At 56.6% G+C, this 23,500-nt stretch carries 19 protein-coding genes; 11 read left to right on the forward strand and 8 right to left on the reverse strand.

Translation table 11 applies throughout. The features are described 5' to 3' along the window. Positions 1-331 precede the first annotated feature (331 nt). Together ACN08Y_RS01050 and ACN08Y_RS01055 are read left to right on the forward strand one after the other, a co-directional pair. Positions 332-865: a Fur family transcriptional regulator gene (locus tag ACN08Y_RS01050; protein ID WP_419104821.1), complete on the forward strand. Its 534-nt coding sequence runs from the start codon at positions 332-334 to the stop codon at positions 863-865. An 80-nt stretch (positions 866-945) separates the two neighbouring features. Continuing rightward, positions 946-2,412, forward strand: a complete 1,467-nt coding sequence (locus ACN08Y_RS01055; protein ID WP_419099227.1) for a catalase — start codon at positions 946-948, stop codon at positions 2,410-2,412. 128 nt (positions 2,413-2,540) lie between these two features. Here the strand turns inward: ACN08Y_RS01055 and ACN08Y_RS01060 are convergent, their stop codons facing one another. Continuing rightward, positions 2,541-4,991 carry an MMPL family transporter gene (locus ACN08Y_RS01060; protein ID WP_419111597.1) on the reverse strand — a complete coding sequence of 817 codons (2,451 nt, stop codon included), beginning with the start codon at positions 4,989-4,991 and terminating at the stop codon, positions 2,541-2,543. Between the two features lie 34 nt (positions 4,992-5,025). Then, positions 5,026-6,330: an SseB family protein gene (locus ACN08Y_RS01065; RefSeq protein ID WP_419111598.1), complete on the reverse strand. Its 1,305-nt coding sequence runs from the start codon at positions 6,328-6,330 to the stop codon at positions 5,026-5,028. Positions 6,331-6,677: 347 nt separating this feature from the next. Here ACN08Y_RS01065 and ACN08Y_RS01070 point away from each other — a divergent pair, with 347 nt between their 5' ends. Next, positions 6,678-7,982, forward strand: coding sequence for a DUF6882 domain-containing protein (locus ACN08Y_RS01070; RefSeq protein WP_419111599.1), 1,305 nt, complete (start codon positions 6,678-6,680; stop codon positions 7,980-7,982). 174 nt (positions 7,983-8,156) lie between these two features. Continuing rightward, positions 8,157-9,053 (forward strand): EamA family transporter RarD, encoded by an 897-nt coding sequence (gene rarD / locus ACN08Y_RS01075; RefSeq protein ID WP_419104817.1) that lies wholly within the window; start codon positions 8,157-8,159, stop codon positions 9,051-9,053. Positions 9,054-9,056: 3 nt separating this feature from the next. Here the strand turns inward: rarD and ACN08Y_RS01080 are convergent, their stop codons facing one another. The 3 genes from ACN08Y_RS01080 to ACN08Y_RS01090 all read right to left on the reverse strand — a co-directional run bounded on the left by ACN08Y_RS01080 (position 9,057) and on the right by ACN08Y_RS01090 (position 11,504). Continuing rightward, a complete protein-coding gene (locus tag ACN08Y_RS01080) occupies positions 9,057-9,821 on the reverse strand; it encodes an amino acid ABC transporter ATP-binding protein (protein WP_419111600.1) in 765 nt (254 codons plus the stop codon). A gap of 29 nt (positions 9,822-9,850) precedes the next feature. Continuing rightward, positions 9,851-10,645: an amino acid ABC transporter permease gene (locus ACN08Y_RS01085; protein ID WP_419104815.1), complete on the reverse strand. Its 795-nt coding sequence runs from the start codon at positions 10,643-10,645 to the stop codon at positions 9,851-9,853. Between the two features lie 88 nt (positions 10,646-10,733). Beyond that, entirely contained in the window at positions 10,734-11,504 is a 771-nt protein-coding gene (locus ACN08Y_RS01090; RefSeq protein WP_419099220.1) for an ABC transporter substrate-binding protein, read from the reverse strand. 160 nt (positions 11,505-11,664) lie between these two features. Here ACN08Y_RS01090 and ACN08Y_RS01095 point away from each other — a divergent pair, with 160 nt between their 5' ends. The 4 genes from ACN08Y_RS01095 to ACN08Y_RS01110 all read left to right on the forward strand — a co-directional run bounded on the left by ACN08Y_RS01095 (position 11,665) and on the right by ACN08Y_RS01110 (position 15,568). Next, positions 11,665-12,363 carry a demethylmenaquinone methyltransferase gene (locus ACN08Y_RS01095; RefSeq protein WP_419111601.1) on the forward strand — a complete coding sequence of 233 codons (699 nt, stop codon included), beginning with the start codon at positions 11,665-11,667 and terminating at the stop codon, positions 12,361-12,363. Between the two features lie 117 nt (positions 12,364-12,480). Further along, positions 12,481-13,503, forward strand: coding sequence for a polyprenyl synthetase family protein (locus ACN08Y_RS01100; RefSeq protein WP_419099448.1), 1,023 nt, complete (start codon positions 12,481-12,483; stop codon positions 13,501-13,503). A 302-nt stretch (positions 13,504-13,805) separates the two neighbouring features. Continuing rightward, the gene (locus tag ACN08Y_RS01105; RefSeq protein ID WP_419111602.1) at positions 13,806-15,410 is read left to right on the forward strand and encodes a sodium-dependent transporter; all 1,605 of its coding nucleotides are present in this window, start codon (positions 13,806-13,808) and stop codon (positions 15,408-15,410) included. 2 nt (positions 15,411-15,412) lie between these two features. Then, positions 15,413-15,568, forward strand: a complete 156-nt coding sequence (locus ACN08Y_RS01110) for a methionine/alanine import family NSS transporter small subunit (RefSeq protein ID WP_419099218.1) — start codon at positions 15,413-15,415, stop codon at positions 15,566-15,568. An 85-nt stretch (positions 15,569-15,653) separates the two neighbouring features. Here ACN08Y_RS01110 and menD read toward each other — a convergent pair whose 3' ends face one another. Beyond that, on the reverse strand, positions 15,654-17,330 hold the full coding sequence (menD, locus tag ACN08Y_RS01115; RefSeq protein WP_419111603.1) for a 2-succinyl-5-enolpyruvyl-6-hydroxy-3-cyclohexene-1-carboxylic-acid synthase: 1,677 nt from the start codon (positions 17,328-17,330) through the stop codon (positions 15,654-15,656). 29 nt (positions 17,331-17,359) lie between these two features. Beyond that, on the reverse strand, positions 17,360-18,400 hold the full coding sequence (locus tag ACN08Y_RS01120) for an o-succinylbenzoate synthase (RefSeq protein WP_419104812.1): 1,041 nt from the start codon (positions 18,398-18,400) through the stop codon (positions 17,360-17,362). Positions 18,401-18,649: 249 nt separating this feature from the next. Between ACN08Y_RS01120 and ACN08Y_RS01125 the strand changes: the two genes are divergently transcribed. Continuing rightward, positions 18,650-20,248, forward strand: coding sequence for a phosphatase PAP2 family protein (locus ACN08Y_RS01125; protein WP_419111604.1), 1,599 nt, complete (start codon positions 18,650-18,652; stop codon positions 20,246-20,248). 101 nt (positions 20,249-20,349) lie between these two features. Here ACN08Y_RS01125 and ACN08Y_RS01130 read toward each other — a convergent pair whose 3' ends face one another. Further along, positions 20,350-21,264 (reverse strand): MBL fold metallo-hydrolase, encoded by a 915-nt coding sequence (locus ACN08Y_RS01130; RefSeq protein WP_419099214.1) that lies wholly within the window; start codon positions 21,262-21,264, stop codon positions 20,350-20,352. Between the two features lie 227 nt (positions 21,265-21,491). Between ACN08Y_RS01130 and gluQRS the strand changes: the two genes are divergently transcribed. Then, positions 21,492-22,463: a tRNA glutamyl-Q(34) synthetase GluQRS gene (gluQRS, locus tag ACN08Y_RS01135; protein WP_419111605.1), complete on the forward strand. Its 972-nt coding sequence runs from the start codon at positions 21,492-21,494 to the stop codon at positions 22,461-22,463. A 5-nt stretch (positions 22,464-22,468) separates the two neighbouring features. Continuing rightward, a complete protein-coding gene (locus ACN08Y_RS01140; RefSeq protein ID WP_419111606.1) occupies positions 22,469-23,410 on the forward strand; it encodes an EamA family transporter in 942 nt (313 codons plus the stop codon). The last annotated feature ends 90 nt before the right edge of the window (positions 23,411-23,500 follow it).

Raw genomic sequence — 23,500 nt, forward strand, 5'->3', positions numbered from 1 at the left:
AAACAGCTTGTAGGTAACAGCCGATGATTTTCACCATCACTTATTAAGAGCGGTTTCCACTTGTTTCATGACGCGAAACTTAAAAAAGTTTGAAAAAATTTTTACCGTCAACCAAAAATCTATCGCGGCGCTCCTGGCACCACAAAACTTTCTTCAATAACTTTTCTCGCCAGAACGATTCCAGAGCATATTCGCCAAGAGGCCTAGCAACAAAGCCTTTCAAGCAACACCCCCCGCCGGGAAGAGGTAGATCTGATCTACCACACAGTCAGACTCTATTGTGAAAGATTCATAATAAGGGTAGGATGGTGACATGATGTCAACAAGGAGCATGCCTGCCACCGCAGGCTGCCAGCACATGCCAGAAGCCCCGAAAGCACCAGCTAGCTCCCACAGGGAAACCTGGTCAGCTCAGCTCAGGGCCAAGGGGCGTCGCGTCACAAAGCAACGACTCGCTGTTCTGAGCGCAGTTCACGAAAACCCGCACTCGACAGCCGATGCAATTGTTACAGCAGTGCGCCAAGAGCTAGCCGGTATCACAGTCCAGTCGGTCTACGTGGTCCTAGCTGATCTAACTGACATCAAAATGCTCCGTAAATTTGAGCCTCCAGGGTCAGCAGGGCTCTACGAAACCCGTACCGGAGATAATCACCACCATGCCTACTGCATCCGCTGCGGAAAAGTGGAGGATGTAGACTGCGCGGTTGGTGAGGCCCCCTGCCTGACCCCCAGCGATTTTCACGGCATGGCCCTGCTCAGCGCAGACGTTCTCTACCGAGGCATTTGCACCGACTGCCAGAAGCCAGAAGAAAAAGATGTAGCGCTCGCTCAGCAACAGGCTGCACAAGAACTCACCGTTAGCTAGCGCTCACAGCTCCGGTCGTTTCCCTCACCTCTCACGGTGAAGAGCTCCAGAGCATAACCCCACACAGGAAAGTAGGAGAAATGAACAATCCGATTAAGCCCGGTTCATTTACCACCACCGCTCAAGGTGCACCCGTTGCATCAGACAACGATTCACTGACTGTAGGCAACGATGGTCCCATCGTCCTGCACGATGCCTACACCGTTGAAAAGCTCGCTCAGTTCAACCGCGAACGCGTACCCGAGCGTGTCGTTCACGCTAAGGGCACCGGTGCCTTCGGTGTATTCGAAACCACCGAGGATGTCTCACAGTACACCCGCGCAGCGCTCTTCCAGCCCGGTGTTTCTACCGAAATGGCTATCCGCTTCTCAACCGTTGCCGGTGAACAGGGGTCACCTGACACCTGGCGTGACCCCCGCGGCTTCGCCATCAAGTTCTACACCACCGAGGGTAACTACGACCTCGTAGGTAACAACACCCCGGTCTTCTTCATTCGTGATGCCATCAAGTTCCCCGACTTCATTCACTCACAGAAGCGTATGCCCGGCAGCGGCCTGCGTGACAACGACATGCAGTGGGACTTCTGGAGCCTGCGCACCGAATCAGCTCACCAGGTCACCTGGCTGATGGGTGACCGCGGCATCCCCGCCACCCTGCGCCACATGGATGGCTTCGGCTCACACACCTACCAGTGGATCAATGCCGAAGGCGAGCGTTTCTGGGTCAAGTACCACTTCAAGACTGACCAGGGCAACGACTTCCTCACCCAGGAAGAAGCAAACCGCATTGCAGGCGAGAACGCTGATTACCACCGTCAGGACCTACACGACGCTATCGCACGTGGCGAGTTCCCCTCATGGACCCTTTACGTCCAGGTCATGCCCTACGAAGATGCAAAGACCTACCGCTTTAACCCCTTCGACCTGACCAAGGTATGGCCGCATGCCGACTACCCCCTGATCAAGGTCGGCAAGATGACTCTGAACAAGAACCCCGAGAACTTCTTTGCCCAGGTTGAGCAGGCTGCCTTCTCACCCTCCAACTTTGTTCCCGGTATCGGTCCCTCTCCCGACAAGATGCTCCTGGGTCGTATCTTCTCCTACCCCGATGCACACCGCTACCGCGTAGGCACCAACTTCGCGGACCTTCCGGTTAACTACGCTCGGAATGCAGAAGTAAACAACTACAGCCAGGACGGCGCTATGCGCTACTCCTTCAAGACTGCAGATACCCCGGTCTACGCGCCCAACAGCCTGGGTGGCCCCCACGCTGATCCTGCACGCGCCGGTGAGGGCTCCTGGGAAGCCGATGGCGCGCTGGTTCACGCCGCTGCCACCCTGCACGCAGAAGACGACGACTTCGGCCAGGCTCGTACCCTGTACACCGATGTTATGGACGAGGCCGCTCAGGAACGTCTGGTCTCCAACATCGCGGGCCACGTTGGTGCTGTGAAGTCAGATGAAATCCGTGAACGTGCATTCAAGTACTGGGACTCTGTCCATGAAGAACTCGGTGCTCGTGTACGCCAAGCAGTAGCAGGTAAGTAGCCTGCCAGGTAGCTACCTTGCTTAGCCAGGTAGCTACCCCATAAAAAACCGCCCTGCGGTGTCCTCTTGGATACCGCAGGGCGGTTTTCATGTTTGAAAGTACCTAAGCTTTAGCGCTGAAGCCGCACTTAGGCGATGTGCTTGGGCGCGTCCTCGGTCTTGCGGTTCTTCTCGAAAGGCCACCACCAGGCGACATCCCCCAGCAGGTACATGGTTGCAGGAATAAAGGTGGTCCGAATCAAGAAAGCATCCATAGCAACGCCCAGGGCCAAGGCAAAACCGATAGGCCGCACAGCTGTCAGGTGTGAGAAGACGAAACTGGCGAAAACCGCGACCATAATGACACCGCAGGCAGTCACAACCCCGCCACCCTGCTTGTAGCCGATGGCGACAGCATCCAGAGCAGTATGGCCCTTACGGTAAGCATCACGCATGCCGGAGACAATGAAGATTTGGTAGTCCACGGAGAGACCAAACAGAATACCGATGAGCAGGATGGGCAGGAAAGCCAAAATCGGACCCGGTTGGGTTACCCCAAAGAGGTCACCCATCCAGCCCCACTGGTAGACGGCAACGACAGCGCCAAAGGAGGCCAGGGTTGAGAGCAAGAATCCGATGGTTGCCATGACAGGAACAATAATTGACCGGAAGACAAGGGCCATCAAGATCAGACAGAGCAGAATAACGACAGAGAGATAGAGTGGAATTGAAGTAGAAATCTGCTCAGAAATCTCGATGTTAGCTACAGTCTGCCCGGTTAAGCCGATACTGGTTGCCGTGGCTTTCTCCGTAGGCTCAACCTTATCGAGCATTGCGTGCACAGCATCCTGGGTGCTCTTGGCTGAGGGGCCTTCCTTGGGGAAGAATGCCAAAACTGCGGTGGCGTTGTCTTCGCTCATCCCTACGATAGCGACACTTTCGATGTCCTTGTTATTAAGCTTGCCGGCAACGTTCAAGGCAACTAGGCGCAGGTGTTCCTGGTCACCCGGAACGGAAAGGGTGACACCGGCAAGGATAGGCCCGTTAAAACCCTCACCGAACTTGTCACTAATGGTCTGGTAGGCGCGGTAGGAAGTTGAGTCGCTAGCCTGGTAGGAACCGTCGGGCAGACCAAGTCGAAGTGAACTGGTCGGGATAATGGCAAGAATCAAAATCGCAACTGATACCAGTGTCATGGTAATAGGATGGCGGGTTACAAAACCACCCCACCCCTTATAGGCAGCCTCAATTTCAGCGAATGCTTCACGGCGGTTACGTGGCTTGTGAGTTTTGTCTGAGATCCGGTGCAGGTCCTTGCGGCGCTCTTCCTGCTGCTTCTTGGTCAAAACCTTGGTGCCCAAGAGAGAAAGAACCGCAGGAACCAGAGTCAAGGACGAAGCAACAACCAGCGCAACAGAGAAAGCACCCGCAAAGCCCATGACAGCCAAGAATGGTAGACCGGTCAAAAAGAGAGCAGAGAGTGCAACAATATTGGTCATACCCGCAAAGAGGACAGAATGACCTGCCGTTGAATTAGCTATTGCAACAGCCTCCCGAACATCGACTCCGTCCATAAGTTCTTCACGGAAACGATGAAGAATCAGCAGAGCATAGTCAATGCCAATCCCTAGCCCCAGCATCAAAGCTAGAACCGGGTCGGTAGCGGTCATGCCGATAAAAGCGGTACTGGTGTAGACCAGGGCAACTGCGGTACCCGCCCCGATAAGTGCCAGAACAAGAGGCAGACCGGCTGCCACAACTGTACCGAGAGTAATCAGCAGAACAACGAATGCAACCGCTAGACCAATCGCTTCAGAGGCACCAAAAACTTTAGAAACGTCCTGGTCAAGCTCGTAGCTGTAGTTGACAGTAATGCCCTTGTCTTCAAGCGCCTTGAATGTTTCAAAAACCTTCTGACGGACTTCCGGAGTCAACGAGTTAGTGTCCTTGTTAAAGGCAACACTGACAATTGCTACGGTTCCGTCTTGGCTGACAAGGTTGGCCTCGGCCATGGCATCAAGTTCACGCTGACCGGTATCTACTTTAAGTTTGTTGGCCCTTAAGGTGATACGGGCCTGTTTCAGGCTTTCTTCCTGTGCAAGGAGGTCTGGGGCAAGCTCTTTGAGCTCTTCCTGGCTGATATCTATAGGTAGAGCGACCCGAGCTTGATCGACCTTAGCCTGGCCTTGGCTAATCTGAGCCTGAAGCTGATCTAGCTGAGCTTTTGAGTTTTCAAGGGTAGTAGTTGCCTGGGCGATAGCGTCTGCCGCCTCAAAGGGATTAACGGAACCTGCAACGTCCTCAACCTGGTGGGAAGTATCGACCGCCTGTGCGATGGCCTGCTTCTGCTCATCGGTGAAACCGCCAGCTGACTCAAGCACAACGTAACCACTAGAGACACCGTTATCTGGGAGCTTAGTCTGAAGGTCCGCACGGACAGCATCGAAGGATGCTCCGGGCATGGTATAGCTGGCTGTTGCACCCCGAGCTAGAGTCAGGGCACCAGCTCCAGCGATCACGAAGAGCACCAGCCACAGTGCAATGGCTGCGCGAGCATGGTTGGCTACGGTGTGGCCAATTTGGCGCAGTGCACCGGTCATTGGAGATACTCCTGGTGTGTATGACTAGTTTGGTTTACTGCGATTCTACTACTGAAATAAGCTCGCAAATTTGAGTCATAGGCAAGGTAGCGTGCGGAGCAAGGGCGTTAATGCGCACAGCTGTACTAGCACCACCAGCCAATAATTTGAGCATGTCAAGGGCCGGGGCGCTTCGCACCTGCAAGGAGGGATCAAGCGCAGCAATCTCTGCAACAGTGGTAAAAACCAGTGCAACAGACTGGTCCTCTGAATCCTCATTTTTGAGGATGACTGGGCGACATGCTGGATCATCGGCACGGACACCCATCAGGAGCGTGGAAGCCGGAGCAACCAGGGCAAGGAGCAGGTCGTGCATGTTCCCCTCCATAAGCGCCCGCTGTACTGGCATATTGTGGGGCGAACCGACGACCCACTGAATCTGAGATTTTTCTATGAAACACTCGTGTCTACTACCGGGGTCAAGTACCAGGACGTCAATTGAGGCATCGTGGGCTACCTGTAAAAACACTTTCATAGCGTGCTCGGTAGTCAAACGCGGTATATCTAGACCGAGGACATCCACGGAATATTCGCAGGCCCGTTCCTCCGAGGAATAAGCTGTGAGCGCACGCATGCCATTCGACAGGCGGAGAACCTGATAGCTGGTCTGGAGCTGGCCTTCGGAGTTATCGACGCTCTGGGAGATATCCATGACCAGGTTACCGCCCTGGGCAGAACGCACAACATTGGCAAGGGCCTGGTCACTCCGGTCCTGGGAAAAGGCCTCAAGGGCCTCCACCAGGTAGGTGTTGGCGGTCTTTGCAGGCTGCGCCTTGGCCGTATCATCCGTAAAACCAGGAGCGCGACGACCTGCCAGGCGTGTGGCGGCCCAGTCCGGGATATGCTCATCCGCACGTGGGAAGGTTTCAAAATGAGTGCGGATATCGCGACCGGTCAGGCCCCCCTCGCCCTTCCAGTCAACAGGCTCCTGAAGGCGGTCATAGGACGCACCAATCTGGTATTTTGGCTCGGGCCAGTCGCTTGCGGTGATGACCACAGAAGCAGTGAACCAGGTTCCCTCATCCTCTGCATAGCAAGCATGCTGTAGCTGTTCAATAGCCTTAAGGATTGGGCTATCAGATTTAAGCGGGCCCACGCTTCCCAGGTAATCGTCTTCATCGCGAGATTCAGTGATTCTCACAAAGACGGTCTCTGAGAGTGGCTTAATATCTAGGACCAGCTCATTCCAACCGGGCTCTACGGACACTACCCCCAGCATCCAGCTCCCAATTGAGTTAAGAGCATCTTGAACCATGGTGGGGCGTTCAATCTCTGCGTATCTGGGACTATAGTGCGACATGAAATTCCTGAATTGTTTGGGACGAATACCTCCACACCCGTTGGTGCCATATGGGAAGAGGCTTACCAATACCTATCAATACCTATCAATACCTATTAAAGCAAGAATTCTTGCGCTTGATATGCGTGTTCCTTGTGTTTGGTCAAGTTATTTGCGACTACCCTGTCTAAAAAACATGTGGCAACCGTAATATTTATTTTTAGCCACACGCCCCCTGAATTTGTGTCTTTCTTGCTCACGGAAGAGGGAAGGAACCAAGTGGGTAGAACCTGGTAAAAGATAGAAAATACAGGTCCCCACGGGTATAAAAGGTGCGTGAGCACCCCAAGAGTTGCTAGCCTTAACCCATGACTAAAACACTGCAGGATCTGATTGATGATTCGATCTTCATCTCCACCGAGTACCAGGCCCGTCTCGCTGAGATCAGCGGCGACGCAGAATGGACGGTGGATTTCTCTGCGCCGTCATTCACCCTCCAGTCTGATGCTTCCGTACGTCTCACCCCTTACCTGTTGGGCACTGAGTCTGAGAACCGCGGTTCCTGGATTTGGTCCTGGCAAGAACTCGGTCACTTCCCTGACCGCGTTGTTTCGGCAGCAATCCAGGCGCGTGAAGGCGGGGCACAGCACACCATTACGGAACTCACCACCGACGAGCTCCCCCTGGACTCCGGCCTAGCGCGCAAGCTCACCCTCGCAACCAAGGCACTGACCGGCATCTATGCCCACTACCCCATCACAGCTGGGGCAGGTGTCCGTGCATGGGTCCTTCTCGAAGGCTCTCAGCTTGACCTGGATGCCCCCACCGTTAACCGCATGGGTCAGGTCATGGCTCAGGCCCTGCAGACCGGCACCGCTGTTAACCACTTGCGCGCTGTTGACTCCTATGCCAAGCTCCGCGGCGCACATATCGCCTGGGACACCGAAGCAACCGCTGTCATCACTGCGGCAGACGGTGCGCTACGTCTTTGGTTCGATAAGGGCAAGATTTCGGGCATTGAGGCAGCCGAGCCCCAGGTCGGGGCCGATGAGCTAGCCCGTCTTGCCAGTCAAGCTCGTGATCTGCGTGAACAGCTCGAAGCAGAACGCCAGGGTATTGAAACCCTCGCCGCGCGTGAGGCCGCAGCTCAAATGGCCCAACGAGAAGAAGCCGCCCGTCTAGCCGCTGAAGAAGCAGCACAAGCAGAAGCGCAAGCTGAAGCGCAGGCAGGTTCCGAGCAGGAAGAGGCTACCGCAGCCGAGCCTCAGACCTTTACGGAAGCTCCTACCCAGGAACCCGTGGCAGAACAGAGTGCCCTCGAAGATGAAGTCGAAGGTACTATCACCACAGACCGTGTCTACCCCAATGCGGACCAGCCCTATGACCAGGACCCTGCCGAAGATGTACGCCCGGGCCGTGTTACCACCAGCACTATTGCTGAAGAGAACATTGTGCAGGACCAGCCTGCCGCCCCTGTGCAGAGCGCCGAAGAGCCTGACGAAGCCCAGCAGGCCCCCACGGGTTACGAGTCAGCTGAAGACACCCGTGATGCACGGGAGATTCGTTTGGCAGGTCAAGCACCTGACCTTGAGGCCGAACGCGCTGAGGCCTCTAAGAAGCCCCAGCCCAAGGAAGATAAGAAGGGCTTCTTTAGCCGCTTCTTCGGTCTGTAAGACCAAGATACCCCTGCTCTAGGGGTTGTCTCTGGCGGTGGCTCCCCCTATAGGTGGGGGCCACCGCCTTTTCTATGGTGAGCATTCGCCCAAGGAGCTAGAACTCCCCCGCCCATAGAAAGCACTGACCTATACTTGCAGGGACCTACTGAATCAGCACAGAAAGAAAAACAGGTGCCTACTAACCAGAGAAACTCGGGTATTCTTGCAGCTTTCCTCTGCTATCTTATCTGGGGCCTCTTCCCCCTCTATTTCCTGCTAACGGTACCGGCTAGCCCCCTCGAAATTGTGGCTGAGCGGGTGCTCTTCACCCTGCTTTTCTGTGCTTTCCTGATACCGGCAACCCGTCAGGTTCAATCACTCATGGCAGTACTTAAGCGCCCCAGAAAGCTCCTTGTGCTCGGGGCCGCAGGCCTACTCATTTTCTGTAATTGGCTGCTCTACGTTATCGCCACAACAAGCCACAATGTGATGGAAGCGTCACTGGGCTACTACATCAACCCCATTGTTTCGGTAGCGCTCGGCGTTCTCTTCCTGGGTGAAAAACTCCGCCCACTCCAGTGGGCCGGTATCGCGGTAGCTGCCTTAGCAGTGCTTGTCATGTGTTTCTTCTACGGCTCAATCCCTTGGTTGGGCCTGGGCCTGGCTTTCAGCTTTGGCCTCTACGGTCTGCTCAAAAAGTACGCTGGAGCTGTCCCCGCCGTCGTGTCGCTGAGCGTAGAGACCCTGGTTCTTGCGCCCATGGCAGCTGTCCTACTTGCTCACTTTGCCCGCCGAGGTGACCTTACTCTGTTTGCTGAGGGTCAGGCTCACTTTTGGATTCTGGCTGCCTCGGGTCTAGTCACAGCGGTGCCGCTCCTGCTCTTTGCGAGCGCGGCCTCGCGGGTGCCGCTGTCCCTGATCGGCATGATTCAGTACCTCACCCCGACCATGCAGTTCCTGCTGGCTCTCTTTGTTACCCATGAGACCCTCACCGCTGGCAGGTGGGTAGGCTTTGGCCTGATTTGGGTAGCCGCAGTTTTCTTTATAGCCGACTCGTGGAGAGCCCAGAAACCACGGTTAAGGACCTAGCGTCTACGATTGCTGGGTGGGGTTCAGCACACGTGAGAGGAAGAGCTGGGTGCGCTCCTGTTGGGGGTTGCCGATGACCTGTTCAGCGGGGCCTTCCTCTACCACAACACCGCCGTCCATGAAGACCACGCGGTCAGCCACATCACGGGCAAAAGCCATCTCATGGGTTACGACCACCATGGTCATGCCCTCGGTAGCCAGCTGGCGCATGATACCCAGAACATCACCTACCGTCTCGGGGTCCAAAGCACTGGTGGGCTCATCAAAGAGCATGAGCTGGGGGTTCATAGAGAGGGCACGAGCGATAGCTACGCGCTGTTGCTGACCGCCAGAAAGCTGATCAGGGTGCCGCTGAGCCTTATCGGCCAGCCCCACCTTCTGCAGGTTAGCCATGGCAATTTTCTGGGCCTCGGCCTGGGAACGTTTGAGCACCTTAATCTGCGCTACCGTACAGTTTTGGAGTACGGTCAGGTGCGGGAAGAGGTTGAACTGCTGGAAGACCATGCCCACAGAGCGGCGCATAGCATCGACATCAACGTCGGGGTGGGTCACCGCATGCCCTGCCACCTCAATAGTTCCGCTGTTAGGTGTCTCCAGCAGGTTGACGCACCGCAGAAGAGTTGATTTGCCCGAGCCGGAGGGGCCAATCAGGCAGACAACTTGGCCGGGAGCTACGGACATATTGATGCCTTTGAGGACTTCCACCTCACCGTAGGATTTATGCAGGTCGGTAATGCTAACTGAGGCAGGTACAGGATTTTCGGTCATGGCTGTATTCCTTGAAACGGTAGTGGCGGTTACGTGCGGGAGCGGGCCTGGGCACGCTTCTCGAAGTGGCGGGCAAGGAAACCGAGCGGGACAGTGATAATCAGGTAGCAGACACCGGCAAGAACCAGCGGGGTCAGCCCGGCACCGGAGCCGGAAATTCCTTCGCGACCAAATTTGGTGAGCTCATACTGGGCAACAGACATACCGAGTAGGTAGACCAGCGATGAGTCCTTGGTCAGCAAGATAATCTCGTTGGTCAGCGGGGGCAGAACGATCCGGAAAGCCTGGGGAATAATAACGGTCACCATGGCGCGGGTATGGCTCATACCCAGTGATCGTGCGGCCTCATACTGGCCCTTGGGCACAGCCTCAAGACCGGCCCGCAGAACTTCACCGATGTAGGCCGCAGCTACCATACCCAGGGCAAGCATCACGGTCACATAGTTGTTCAGGCGTAGCCCAAAGGCCAGCGGAATACCGTAGCCAAAGGCGATAAAGACAAGAAGCGCGGGCAGGCCGCGGAAAAGCTCAATGTAAAGCGAAGAAATCCACCGGTAGGGTGCGATAGAAGAAATCTTCATGAGGGCAAGCAGAATACCGCCTGACAGACCCACCACAAAACCCAAAGCCGTGTAAATCAAGGTGTTCTTCAGGGCAACAGTGATGATGTTGGGGAACTGCTTGGCGATGATTTCAGGGTTAAAGACCTTCTCACGCAGGGTTGCCCAGTCGGCAACAAGAACAATGATCAGGGCGATCACTGCCAGAAGAGCATACTGGGAGTAGCGGGCATAGGTCTGTTTCTGCCGGGTAGACAGTGCCATGGTTCTCATCCTCGGTTACGTGCTGGGGGCAGGCTCCTCTGAGCCCACCCCCGGTTTCTTAGAAGGTAGCTACCGCAAAAGCGGCTACTTACTGGGAAAGACCCAGGTACTTTTCCCGCAAGTCAGCTAGGCGGCCGTCGTCTTGCATCTTCTTCAGAGTCGCATTGGCAGAGTCCAGCAGTGCAGTGTTTTCGGTGGAGACAGCGGCAGCAATCTTTTCGTTGGTCTCAATCTCCTGAGCTACTTTGAGGCTGCTATCTGCGGTCAGCATTTCAGACAGAACAGTAATGTTACCGACCACGGCATCGACCTGGCCGGTCTGCAGGGCCTGAAGGAGCAGACCGTTGTCCTCATACTGGACGGTGTCAGCGCCGGCGTCCTTGGCGTACTTTTCACCGCTAGTGGCCTGCTGGACGCCGACCTTACGGCCTGACAGGTCAGCTTCACCGGTGATAGAAGAATCGGCGGGCACCAGGATTGCTAGATTGTCATCGACGTACGAGGAGGTGAAGTTCATGACGGTTTTGCGCTCATCGGTCACAGTGATACCGGAAAGCGCGATATCGCACTGACCGGAGGAGAGCGCAACACCTGACTGGATCCCCTCGAAGCTGGTGGTGTACATTTCGGCTTCTACAGCCAGGTCTGAGGCGATAGCGGCGGCAATGTCAGCGTCAAGACCAACAATTTTGCCGTTTTCTTCGTACTCGAAGGGGGCGTAGGGAGGGTTAGTGCAGACGGTGAGTTTACCCTCAGAGATCAGGGATACCCCGGACTCAGTTGTGGCGGAAGTACCTGATGAGCCACAGGCGGTTAGGAGCAGGGCAGTAGCGGCAAGTGCCAAGGGCGCCTTCTTCATGGTTGGTTACCTCATTCATACGGTGTGTAAGTGCGTTAGCGTTGAAGTTCATTCTGCCCCCGAATGATTAAAAATGCAAACATCTGCATGATTATTCATAATGGTGTTTCATCGCTCACCAATATGAGCTTTTGCCCCTAAACGTGACAAAATAGCTAGGGTGAACCGAGCAGACCTTAACAAAAAGACCACCGATATCGCCTCCATGTTCGACCAGGTGGCTGAACGCTACGACCTCATGAACGGCATTATGTCACTGGGGCAGCACCTCTACTGGCGTAAGCAGACCGTGGCCGCTGTCCATGCCCGCCCCGGCCAGAAAGTCCTCGACGTAGCCGCAGGTACCGGCACCTCATCTGAGCCTTTTGCCGATGCCGGCGTAACCGTCATTGCCGCCGACCTTTCCGAAGGCATGCTCGCCGTAGGCAGGCGCCGCCGCCCCGACATCGAATTCGTGCAGGCTGATGTCACGGCCCTCCCCTTTACTGATAACGAGTTTGACGCCGTCACCATGTCTTACGGTCTACGCAACGTCGCCGACTACCCCAAGGCACTGCGGGAACTCTACCGAGTCACCAAACCCGGCGGTCGAATCGTCATCAACGAATTCTCCACCCCCACCTTCGGCCCCTTCCGCACCCTTTACCGGAACTACATCATGAAACTGATTCCGCCCATCGCGCGCAAGGTATCCTCCAACCCCGAAAGCTACGAATACCTAGCAGAGTCAATTCTGGCCTGGCCCAACCAGGACGAACTGGCCCGCCACTTTGCCGAAGCCGGTTGGCAGGATGTTCGCTACCGCAACCTCACCGGCGGTATCGTCGCTCTACACCGTGCATACAAGCCCCAAGCCTAGACCAGGTAGACTAATAGCAGCCCGAGCACGGCCCCCGGCCGATAGTGTACGACCCAAGAAGTGTGAAAAATCATCGTGACTGACTCCACCAGCTCCCCCGTGAGCGCAGAAGCATTCATGCCAGAGGCTGATTTCAGTCTGCCTAAAGGCTTTGAACTCATCGCGCAGGACGCTGAACTGGGCCCCAAAATCCTTGAGGCTCTCACCGAAATTGAGCAGCGGCTTGAACGCTCGGTAAATCAGACAAACCACCTGGCAGATGTTGCTTCCCGCCACCTACTCTCCGCCGGCGGCAAGCGGATTCGCCCCCTCCTGACCCTTCTGGCAGCAGAAGCTGGTGGCGGCATCAACGACCGGGTACTGGATGCGGCCGTGGTTGTTGAACTAACGCACCTGGCTACCCTCTACCACGACGATGTCATGGACGATGCCCCCAAACGCCGCGGGGTAGACACCGCCCAGAATATCTGGGGTAACTCGGTAGCTATTCTGACCGGTGACCTCATTTTCTCCCGCGCTTCGCTCATAGTTTCCGAACTGGGCGGGCGCGCCCTAGCTGTTCAGGCTCAGACCTTTGAGCGCCTCGTGCTCGGCCAGCTCTTTGAAACCACCGGCCCCGAGAAACATGAGGATATCCTCAACCACTACATCAAGGTCATTGAGGGCAAGACCGGCTCCCTGATTGCCGCCGCAGGTTCCTACGGCACCATCCTTTCAGACTCCCCCGAGTCCCTTATCCAGATGCTGGCCCGCTACGGTGAACTGGTAGGCGTAGCCTTCCAGCTTGCCGACGATGTCATCGACGTAACCAGCTCGGGTAAGTCATCGGGCAAAACCCCGGGCACCGATTTGCGTGAAGGTGTACCAACCCTACCCACCATTCTGCTTGAACGGGCAGCATTAGCAGGTGACCAAGAAGCCCAGCGTATCCAGCAATTAATTGAGGGGGACCTTACCAGCGACGAGGCTCTAGCCCAGGCCGTAGCCGCGCTCTCAGCCCACCCGGTCACCCAAGAAGCCTGGGATATTGCCTACCGGTGGGCCGATGATGCAATCGCCGCTATCGAGCCGCTACCCGATACGGTTATTAAGGAAGCACTCAAGTCCTTTGCTCACGCCGTTGTGCACCGAGACTCCTAGAAGCTATACCGCGTCACGGCAAAATTTTATAAGCCCGGCTAAGATACATGGCCGGGCTTAATTTATAGCCCGAAAACTTCCACTATCTGAGATTTTTTCGCGCACTTGTCCGCTCTTCGAAGATACTACAAGAAAGATTAACAGGATTCTGCCAGGAGCCCACCCCGCTCCGAGGCCACCGCGTCACCTCTTAGCGGATTCCTCATGAACCAGCCACCACCCCCGGCACCAGTGTTCACACCACCGGTTGCGCCTCTAGCAGGTGCAGTTTTAGTTTCTATCCATGAGCGAGGGACACTCACATGAGTACGACCAAGACCTCAGCGCCTCAAAAACGAGAAGGCTTCTCCAGCCGTAAGGTCTTTATCTTTGCCGCCATCGGTTCCGCCGTTGGCCTCGGTAACATCTGGCGCTTCCCCTACGTTGCCTACGATAACGGCGGCGGTGCCTTCATGATCCCCTACCTGGTTGCTCTGCTGACCGCAGGCCTACCCTTCCTCTTCTTCGACTACGTCATCGGCCACCGGGCACGTGCCTCCTCCCCCCTGGCTTTCCGCCGTCTGAACCGCAAGACTGAGTTCATCGGCTGGTGGCACATGGGCATCAACTTCATTATCGCTATCTACTACGCGGCGATTCTGGCATGGGCGGCCCGCTACCTGTTCTACTCCTTTGATCACGCCTGGGGTGATGACCCCCAGACCTTCCTCTTCTCTGAGGTCCTCCAGGTAGCTGACCCCGCCGGCCTCACCTTTGACTTCGTACCCGGGATCTTGATTCCCATTGTGGTGATTTGGGTCCTGCTCGCAGTCATTATGTCCTTGGGCGTGCAGAAAGGTGTCGGTCTGGCTAACCTCTTCTTTATCCCCGTCCTGATTATTATGTTTATCGTGCTAGTGGGCTACTCACTGACCCTCAATGGCGCTATGACCGGCCTGGACGCTCTCTTCACACCGGATTGGGGTGCCCTCACCAAGCCCGAAGTATGGGTTGCAGCTTACGGCCAGATCTTCTTCTCGCTCTCCATCGGCTTTGGCATCATGATTACCTACGCCTCCTACCTCAAGAACAAGACCGACCTGACCGGTACCGGTGCTGTCGTTGGTTTTGCTAACTCGTCTTTCGAACTCCTGGCAGGCATTGGCGTTTTCGCAGCCCTTGGTTTTATGGCAACCGCAGCTGGAACCTCAGTCTCTGAGGTGGCGACCTCCGGTATCGGCCTGGCTTTTATCGCCTTCCCTACCATCATCTCTCAGGCCCCCGGTGGTACCTTCATTGGTGTGCTCTTCTTCGGCTCCCTGCTCTTTGCAGGCTTTACCTCCATGATTTCAATTATCGAGGTTATTGTTGCGGGCGTTGAAGATAAGTTCAATCTGGGCCGTGTCCGCTCCACCCTGTTTGTGATTGCACCTATCGCTCTTATTTCAACGGTGCTGATGGCAACCACCTCGGGCCTCTACGTTCTGGATATTCTCGATAACTTTGTCAATCAGTTCGGTATTCTGGCAGCAGGCCTGGTCTCCATCATTGTAGTGGCCTACCTGCTCCGCGGCCTGCCCATTCTGCGCAATCACCTCAATGAGCGTTCCTCCTGGAAGATGGGTCGCCTGTGGATGCTACTGCTGGCAGTTATCACACCCATCATCTTGGGCTACTCACTGATCAACACCTTTATGGGTCTGATGAAGGAACCCTACGGTGGCTACCCTGACCAGATGCTCAACATCTTCGGCTGGGGCATGGTCATTGCTCTTCTTGTAGCAGCTGTCATCCTGTCGATGTTGCCTTGGTCAAAGACCTCGCGTGCGGCGCTCACTCCCCCTGCTCCCCCGATCTCCGGTGGCAAGGTTGTGCATGACCACGTTGATGCTACCGTCAAGAACGTAACCGCCCAGGGAGGTAAATAATTATGAGCTCATCAGCAATCATCATGCTCATTGTTGCTATCGCACTCATCTGGGGCGGGCTAGCTACCGCTCTGGTTCACCTGTCACGCCACCCCGATCAGTCGGGCACCGATGATGAACAGGCTGATACTTTAGCCCCCTGGGCCCACGAAGCCTAAGCTCCTGCTCACCCAGCGGTAGAAACAAATGCCGGGGTCCACACCAGTCAGTGTGGACCCCGGCTTTTCTCTGCTGTCTGAGCGGCTAGGGGGTAACGACCCGTAGACTAAACCCGTTATCTCCCCAGGCTCCGGCTAGCGCCTGCAGATTTGCGGTGTGTGGAGTCGTAAAAAACCGCTGAACGGTTGCAGTGTAGCGGGAATCTGCGGCAAGGGTCCCATGTTCCAGGGTAGAGAAAATACCGCCGCCCCGGTCATCGTAGACCAGCACCTCAACATCGGGCTTACGTTCCAAGGGGCCAATGTTAAGCGAGCCGACATCGTGCAGGAAGGTCAGGTCGCCCAAGAGCACACGCACCTTCCGCCCCAGCCCCAAAGAAATACCAGCAGCAACTGCCAGAGTGCCATCAATACCCGCTAACCCGCGTTGAGCAAAAACGAGTGGGCTCGAAGCCGCAGAGGGAGCAATCAGGTCTAGGTCTCGAATCAGATTAGAGGAACCTAAGACCAGAACGGCATCATCAGAAAGGCATTTCTCCCAGGTATCAAGGGCCGTAGAAAGAGCAGCTGTGCGGTCAGCCGAGTCGCTTAAATCCCCTCTATAGGTGCCTGCCCGGTAAGCTGCTACCCGCTGGTGGAGTTCTTCTTCCTGTATTTTGCCCTTTTCTAACCAGCCCTCTAACCAGCCAGCGGGAGCTTGCCCAGCAAATTCTGCCAAACCCTGGAGGGTAGGTACCAGGTGCAGATCAAGGGCTCCAGGCTCATGCCAGGGTGCAGGAACCGGGGCATAAAGTGCTCTTTCAAGACCTGAATTGGCCATCAGGGCGGCAACAGGACGTGAGAGTGTGGGATGCCCAAAGATGACAGCCCGCTCGATGGAACCTGCCAGCTCTCCAGCTAGTAGCTGGCGGTAGGCGGGTACAGCAACCGGCGAGAACCTAGCCTGGGAGGACGGTTCGGCTAGAAGCGGTAGTCCCAATTTTTGAGCAAAAATTTGAGCCAGAGGCCCCGCCCCGTCCCCGGCGATCACAACGGTAGGGTAACTATATTCAGGCAGTTGGGCTGAACGGGGCCAGCTCAGGGCAGAAAGGTCTGGGTTTTCGGGGAGCAGCCGCACTCCCTGCTGTGCAAGCGGCCCGAGACTGTGCGCCCAACGCCGTAGCATCTCTTGCTCGGTAGGGCCTGGGGTGAGCGGAGTATCAAAGGCCAGGTTAATCTGCACCGGCCCACGGGGTTGGTCTGCTGGGAGATTCCAGTTACTTTCGCTCCGCCCGGTCAAGGCCGCTAGCGCCCGATTAAGGTCGTCGCTTTGGGGATCAGCAGGGTCAGCCGAATAGTTTTCCAGGGTGAGACTGGCACGCGTATGGGCCGGCGCCAGCCCAGCTTGTCGGGTAGTTTGGTTGGCCCCTGTGCCCTGGAGGTGGGCGGGTCGATCCGCCGACAGTAGAGCAAGGGGGAGGCCCGAATGGTAGGCCTCCATGAGGGCGGGTAGGCACTCCCCTACCGCAGTACCACTGGTGGTTATTAGTCCCACAGGTTGACCGGTGGCCTTCGCTAAGCCCAGGGCCGTAAAGGCCGCTGAGCGTTCATCGATTCGCACATGGGCTTCAAGAACTCCGGCATCGGCTAGCGCCCCCACAGCATAGGCTAAAGGCGCAGAACGAGAACCTGGGCAGATAAGAACATGCCGCATACCTGAACGGATCAGGGTATCGAGCACGCTGATTGCGGTGATAAATGAGGGCGCTGGGGCGGAAGTCACCCCACCATCTTACTCACTTGTGCCAATACTTAGCTTGGGCTCTCTCTTTCCAAAAGTCGGTAGCAGGCAAAAATACGTTCATGCCACCAGCGCTGGCGATCCGGTGGTGCTAGAAGCTGATCGAGCAGACCGGCATCGGGTTCTACAGTAGGTAAGGGAAGATTACCGTTCACTGCCACGAGGGGGAAAGCAGAAACGTCCTGCTTGAACAGCGACACCGTCCCCAAACCGCAGCCAAAAGGTAGCTCCGGCAGGGCCGCCGCCAGAGCCGCCCCAGTACGAATGCCTACCGAACTTTCCAGGGCCGAAGAGACAACAACGGGTAGGCCTGCCCGGCGCACGATCTCCAGCGAACGGCGAACCCCACCCAGAGGAGCGGCCTTAATGACCAGCAGGTCTGCAGCTCCTAGTCGCGCTACAGTGAGCGGATCATCGGCTTTGCGGACCGCCTCATCGGCGGCAATCCGCACGCCATTTCCACGCCGTCGCAGTTCTTCTCTCACCCTGGCCAGACTCTCGATGCCGGGCGTTGGCTGCTCCGCGTACAGCAGGTCATAATCCTCCAGTTCCATGAGAGCGTGAACTGCCTGCGCCTCGGTCCACCCACCGTTTGCATCCACTTTTAGGCGCGCCTGAGGCAGAACCCGGCCAACCGCTTTCACCCGGTTAAGGTCTTGGGCTAGAGATTCTTCAAAGGCTAGGCCGGCTTCGGCCACCTTAATTTTGACCTCACGAACCTCCCCGCAATAGCGGGCCAGCACACTTTCAACAGCCTGAGCATCAACAGCAGGAACCGTAGCGTTGAGAGGGATACTATTTCGGCGGGCATCGGGGTAGGGCAACCAGGCAGCCTCAAGTGCAGAGGCAAGCCAGGCGGCAGCCTCAGCAGGCTCGTATTCCGTGAAGGGAGCGAACTCCCCCCAGCCCGCCGGCCCCTGAATCAGAGCGGTCTCACGGACCTCAAGCCCCCGGAACCTCACCTTCATAGGAAGGGCAAGGACCCTGGTGTTGGCTAAAATCTCATTGATCGGGGGCAGGGTCAAGGAGGTAAGCGGTAGCGATGCTGTCATAGGCTCTAATCTACTCCGAGCATTGGCTCCATGCTCCAACCCAGGACTGCTAAAATTTTGAGGGTTAGATTGCCACCCAAACCTTAGGCTTTCTCCCAGGAAAGTCCCATCTGAGTTTGGCAGAATGATATAGCGAGCTCAAGCTCGAGCACTCAATGAATTTATTTATTTGGACTCGTTTCAGTGTATTTTGCTTGATAGGCTCGTGAAGGTACCTAACAGGCGGCAGAAAGGTAGTTGGGGTTTACTGTGAGTTTTAAAGAGCGAGACACCCGGGCTATCTCAGGCGTCCCCGACGATGCTACCGAGGTGCTGGCTACTCCCACCGTAACCACCCGTGTGGTGCCCCAGCCAGAGGGCCAAGACCCCACCATGCTTCTTTCCGCCCCCACCCCCCATAAGGGCCCTACCGCCGTAGAGGATGCAGACGCGACAGTCGTGCTACCGGTATCCGCCCAGCAAACAGCGCCCCAGAGCTCCCAAGATAGTGCACCTACCGCCCCTCTCGGAACCTTTGATCCCGATCCCGATGCGACCCTTGTTCTTCCCTCAAGCCGCCCAGCAGCCCCCACCATGGCTGACCCTACCGTGCCACTCAAACGCGATGAGCTCAAAACCAAACTGCAAGAAAGCGGTTTACAGGGAATAAACGCCGCCAAAACTGGTTTAGCCACTGCAAAAGCAAAAGCAATGCAGACAGCTGAGCGGGTCAGGCAGGAACGCGCAGCTCGCGCAGCAAGTAACGCCCAAGAACGCCCGGTAGCCCAGCAAACTCCGACGGCGCAGCAAGCCCCCTTGACTGCCCAGCGCCAGCCCCGGCCCATCTATGCCCCGGCTCACACTGCGCCCGCCCGCTCCTACCAGCAGGCCCAGCCGCTACCGCCCCACATGCTGGGGGTACCCGGCCAGCCGGCCGAAGCACATGCAGGCGAGAACTCACCCTCCGGCCGACTCCAGATGCTCACCCCGTCACATATCAGGCAGACCAGGCCCTCCCTCTGGACCCTCATCCAGCACTTCTTTGCCGCCGGAACCCTCTTCTTCCTCATGGTTGCCGCTTTCTTCTTCTTCGTCGGGACATCCATTGGCCAAGAACTCGATGAAGTCTCCTTCCAGGAGTTTTCCTACCAGTTCATGACCTACACCGACCAGACATCCAGCCTGCTCGACTCCATCCCGGCCGCAGCGGGAATTATTGCGGCCGTTGGCATCCTCTTTGTACTGGTCTGGAAGCACCGTTTCCTCCCGGCGCTCGTAGGCCTGGGCATGGCCTTGGGCGCTAACCTCTCAAGCCAAGTGCTCAAAAATTACATCATCGTCAAACCTGACCTGGGCATCCAGGAAGCCCTCATTAACTCTGCCCCGTCAGGTCACACAACCTTTGCGGCAGCCTCCGGTCTAGCGCTCTTCCTGGCCTCGCCTAAACGGTTCCGGCCCACTGTTGCCCTCCTGAGCATGTGCTTCACCGTAGCAGCAGGTTATTCAACCGTCATCAACGGCTGGCACCGCCCCGGTGATGTCATAACAGCTATCACCCTGACCGGGCTCTGGGGAGTCCTCGGCCTTGTGATACTGCGGTTCATGCGCTCCGAAGAACTCGATATGAGCAACACCCAGCGTTCAGGTCTCATCCTGGTCCCGCTGCTCTCCATTTCAGGGTTCTTTGTTGGTTTTTGCGCCGCCGCCCTCTATTGGGTCACCTACACCAACCCGATTCCCGGTTCAGCCTTTATGGCAGCGCTCTGCCTCATCGCTTCGGTGGCAGCCTTTACCACCTGCATCCAGGTTGCCCTGCTCCGCCCACAGAATAAGCAACGTAGCGCCTACAAGCGGGTATGGGCCTACTAAAAATTTCTATACCTGAATAAGACGGATGGCCGCCCTTTGGGCGGCCATCCGTCTATCAAGCTATTTCTGTGCAGGTTCTGCCGGCCTCTGAGGCTAAAAGCCTAACCCCGGCCCAGAGTAATAGGTCCGGTCAGACCACTAGCGACATTCTCCTGGAAGGTAGCCTCAGAAAGACCCTGACCCTGAGCCTCAAAAGCCTCAAGTTTGAGCAGACGATCCAGCAAAATACGGGTGGAGCCCCCCGAGTACGGTAGCTGGTACATAGAAGCTGTAGTAGCACCCTTAACCTTTTTCAGGGCAGAGTCAGCGATGCTTTGGATAGCATCTTCCATAGTGCTAGCCATACGCTCAATAAAGGAACTCTCCACGGGATTACCATGACCCGGAACAAAAATCCGGTAACGGTCCAAACCAGCAAGGGTTCTCAGCGTGCGCACCCAGTGTTGAGGGTAAGAATCGTCAAAGGCAGGATCAGAGCCCTGCTCTACCAGATCACCGGTGAAGAGGACATCGTCCACACCCACCAGCACGTCACCGTCGGTATGGGCAAGACCCAGATACATAAGAGTTACCGCGCGCTCACCGAGCTCAACACGGGTAAAAGCCGGGCGGTTACCGTCACCGGGGAGCAAACGGTTGGGAGTCACAAGTTCGGTGTTGGGGCCCTGATCGTGCGCCATCTCCGGCTCCAGGACCTCAACATAAAGACGCTGGCGGTCACCATAGGCCTCAATAGCGCGGGCCGCTCGAGGGTGAGCCCAGAAATCGTCCACACCGTCGGCTTTAAACACAGCATTGCCCATAAAACGGTCGAAGTGGGCATGGGTGTTAACGACTACCAGAGGGAGGTCAGTCACCCGGCGCACCGCTCGCAGAATCTCCGCGCCCTGACGTGGGCCTGCACCGGTTTCAACCACGAGTGCTTTCTCGGTTCCCACAATGAGCCCCGAGTTCAGCCGGTAGTTGTCCGTTGAGATCTGATAGATACCATCGGCAATTTCAATAGTTCTAGCCATACTCTCTAAGGTACTTGAATTCTGAAGGTCGCTCCCCCTTTATTAGCTTCTGAGGGGCTTATTTCTTGACACACTCCCCTACGTGAAACTACCTAGCCATGTCAGCGCAATCTTTTGTCACATATTCACCACAGTGATTTATGCCCGATTCTGAGACATGAGACCCTAAGAAGCCCCTATTTCCCCCTAGAAGCGCAGGATGGCCCTGTCCCAGCTACACTGGTTGCATGCCTCAAACACACCCCGACACCCTCCCTCCCTGCGGTCGCTATGCGCCCTCACCATCGGGTGACCTGCACCTGGGGAACCTCCGCACGGCCCTCCTGGCCTGGTTATTCGCTCGCTCAGCCGGGGGCAGGTTTGTCATGCGCGTTGAAAACCTCGACCGGGTTAAGGCAGGGGCTGCTGAAGGCCAGCTTGCCGACCTCACTGCCCTAGGCATTGACTGGGACGGTAAGACCCTCTACCAGAGCACACGACTACCGGCCTACCGGGCCGCTGTGGAGAAGCTACTAGCGGAAGGTCTGGTCTATGAGTGTTTCTGCACCCGCCGCGAAATCCAAGAGGCTTCCTCAGCTCCTCACGGTGCACCGGGCGCTTACCCCGGCACCTGCCGCAAGCTGACTGAAAGCGAACGCGCCGCCCGTCGCGCCCAACGACCGGCCGCCCTTCGTCTGCGAGCGCACACTGATTCTTTCACCGTCACCGATTACTTCGCGGGGAGTTATACCGACGCTGTAGACGATTTCGTGCTGGTGCGTAATGACGGCACCTACGCTTATAACCTGGTCTGCGTTGTCGATGACGACTATCAGGGTGTGACCCAGGTGGTGCGAGGCGATGATCTGCTCTCCAGTGCGCCCCGACAGGCCTACCTGGCAACCCTGCTAGGCCTTGGGGTGCCCACCTACGCGCATGTGCCACTAGCCCTAAACACCCAAGGCAAGAGGCTAGCTAAGCGGGATGGCGCTGTCACCCTTGCCCAGTTACAGGCAGCTGGGGTAAGCCAGGCTGAGATTCTACGGATGATTTCGGGCTCTATCCCGCTCCCCCCGATCACTGCTTCAGGCGGTAATACCAGCACCCCGCATCTGCCTGAAAGCGCCGCTGAAATGCTCAGCGTCTTTTCACCGGACAAGATTGGCCGGGCCCCCTGGATCGTGGTTGATCCCCTCCTGGAAAGTACCTGCTGCCTATAAAGCCTATGAGTAACCCAATAGTTCAGAACCCCAAAAGCCTGCATGAGCATATCCCCGCCGAACACCGGGGTACGGCTGCCTTCCTGCTGATTTTAACCGGCTCGCTGGGAATCCAAATATCGGCAGCTATCGTATCCCCTCTCTTTGAGAGCCTGGGGGCCAGCAGGGTGGCGGCCCTCCGTACCCTCATTGCGGCGGTTGTTCTCTGGGTCTTGGTGCGCCCTAATCCCCTGGCCCTGGGTAAAAAGGACGCCTGTCAGGTACTGGTGTACGCTCTAGTCCTAAGCCTCATGAGCGTCTGCTTTTATAATGCTGTGCACTACATCCCTTTAGGGGTTGCTGTCACTTTTGAGTACCTAGGTGCTTTCACGGTAGCTCTTCTAGGAGTAAGGAGGCTCCGCGACGGGGTCTTTGCCCTGGTCGCCCTAGTCGGTGTAGTCCTGATTGCCGGTCCCACGCTAGCAGGTGGCTATCACCCCCTGGGCTTCATCTGGGCGCTAGGAGCGGCAACTGCCATGGCAGGCTACACTCTCTATTCGGCGCGGTTGGGTTCCGCGTCACCAGCCACCAGCGGACTCAAGGGCACGGCTCTGTCCCTAGCTTTATCTGCCATGCTCATGCTCCCCCTCTCGCTTCCCGCTGTGCCAGAACTCGACAGTGGCACCTGGTTCAAGCTGGCGCTCTCCGCCATTATAGGTGTGGCGCTGGCCTACTCAGCCGATAATATCGCCGGCCAGCTAACCAGTGCCGCCGTTATTGGCGTCCTCTTCTCCATCGACCCGGTAGTCGGAGCCGCAGTAGGAACTGTCTTGCTCGGTGAGATACTCACCCCCTGGTCCTACCTGGGGATTCTGCTGGTGGCGGCCTCCGGGGCCTACATTGTATGGCGCACCAACCGCTTGGCGATCGCCCTTAGCGCCGCCGTCAACGGACATAGCACATCCTAAGGGTGGGTAGAAAAATGAGGAATTGCTAAGCCCAGCTCAAGGCTGGTCATCACAGATTCGAAAGCATGGGAACCTCCAGTAGAAAGTGTC

The organism is Rothia sp. P5764, assembly GCF_048512965.1.
Taxonomy (GTDB): domain Bacteria; phylum Actinomycetota; class Actinomycetes; order Actinomycetales; family Micrococcaceae; genus Rothia.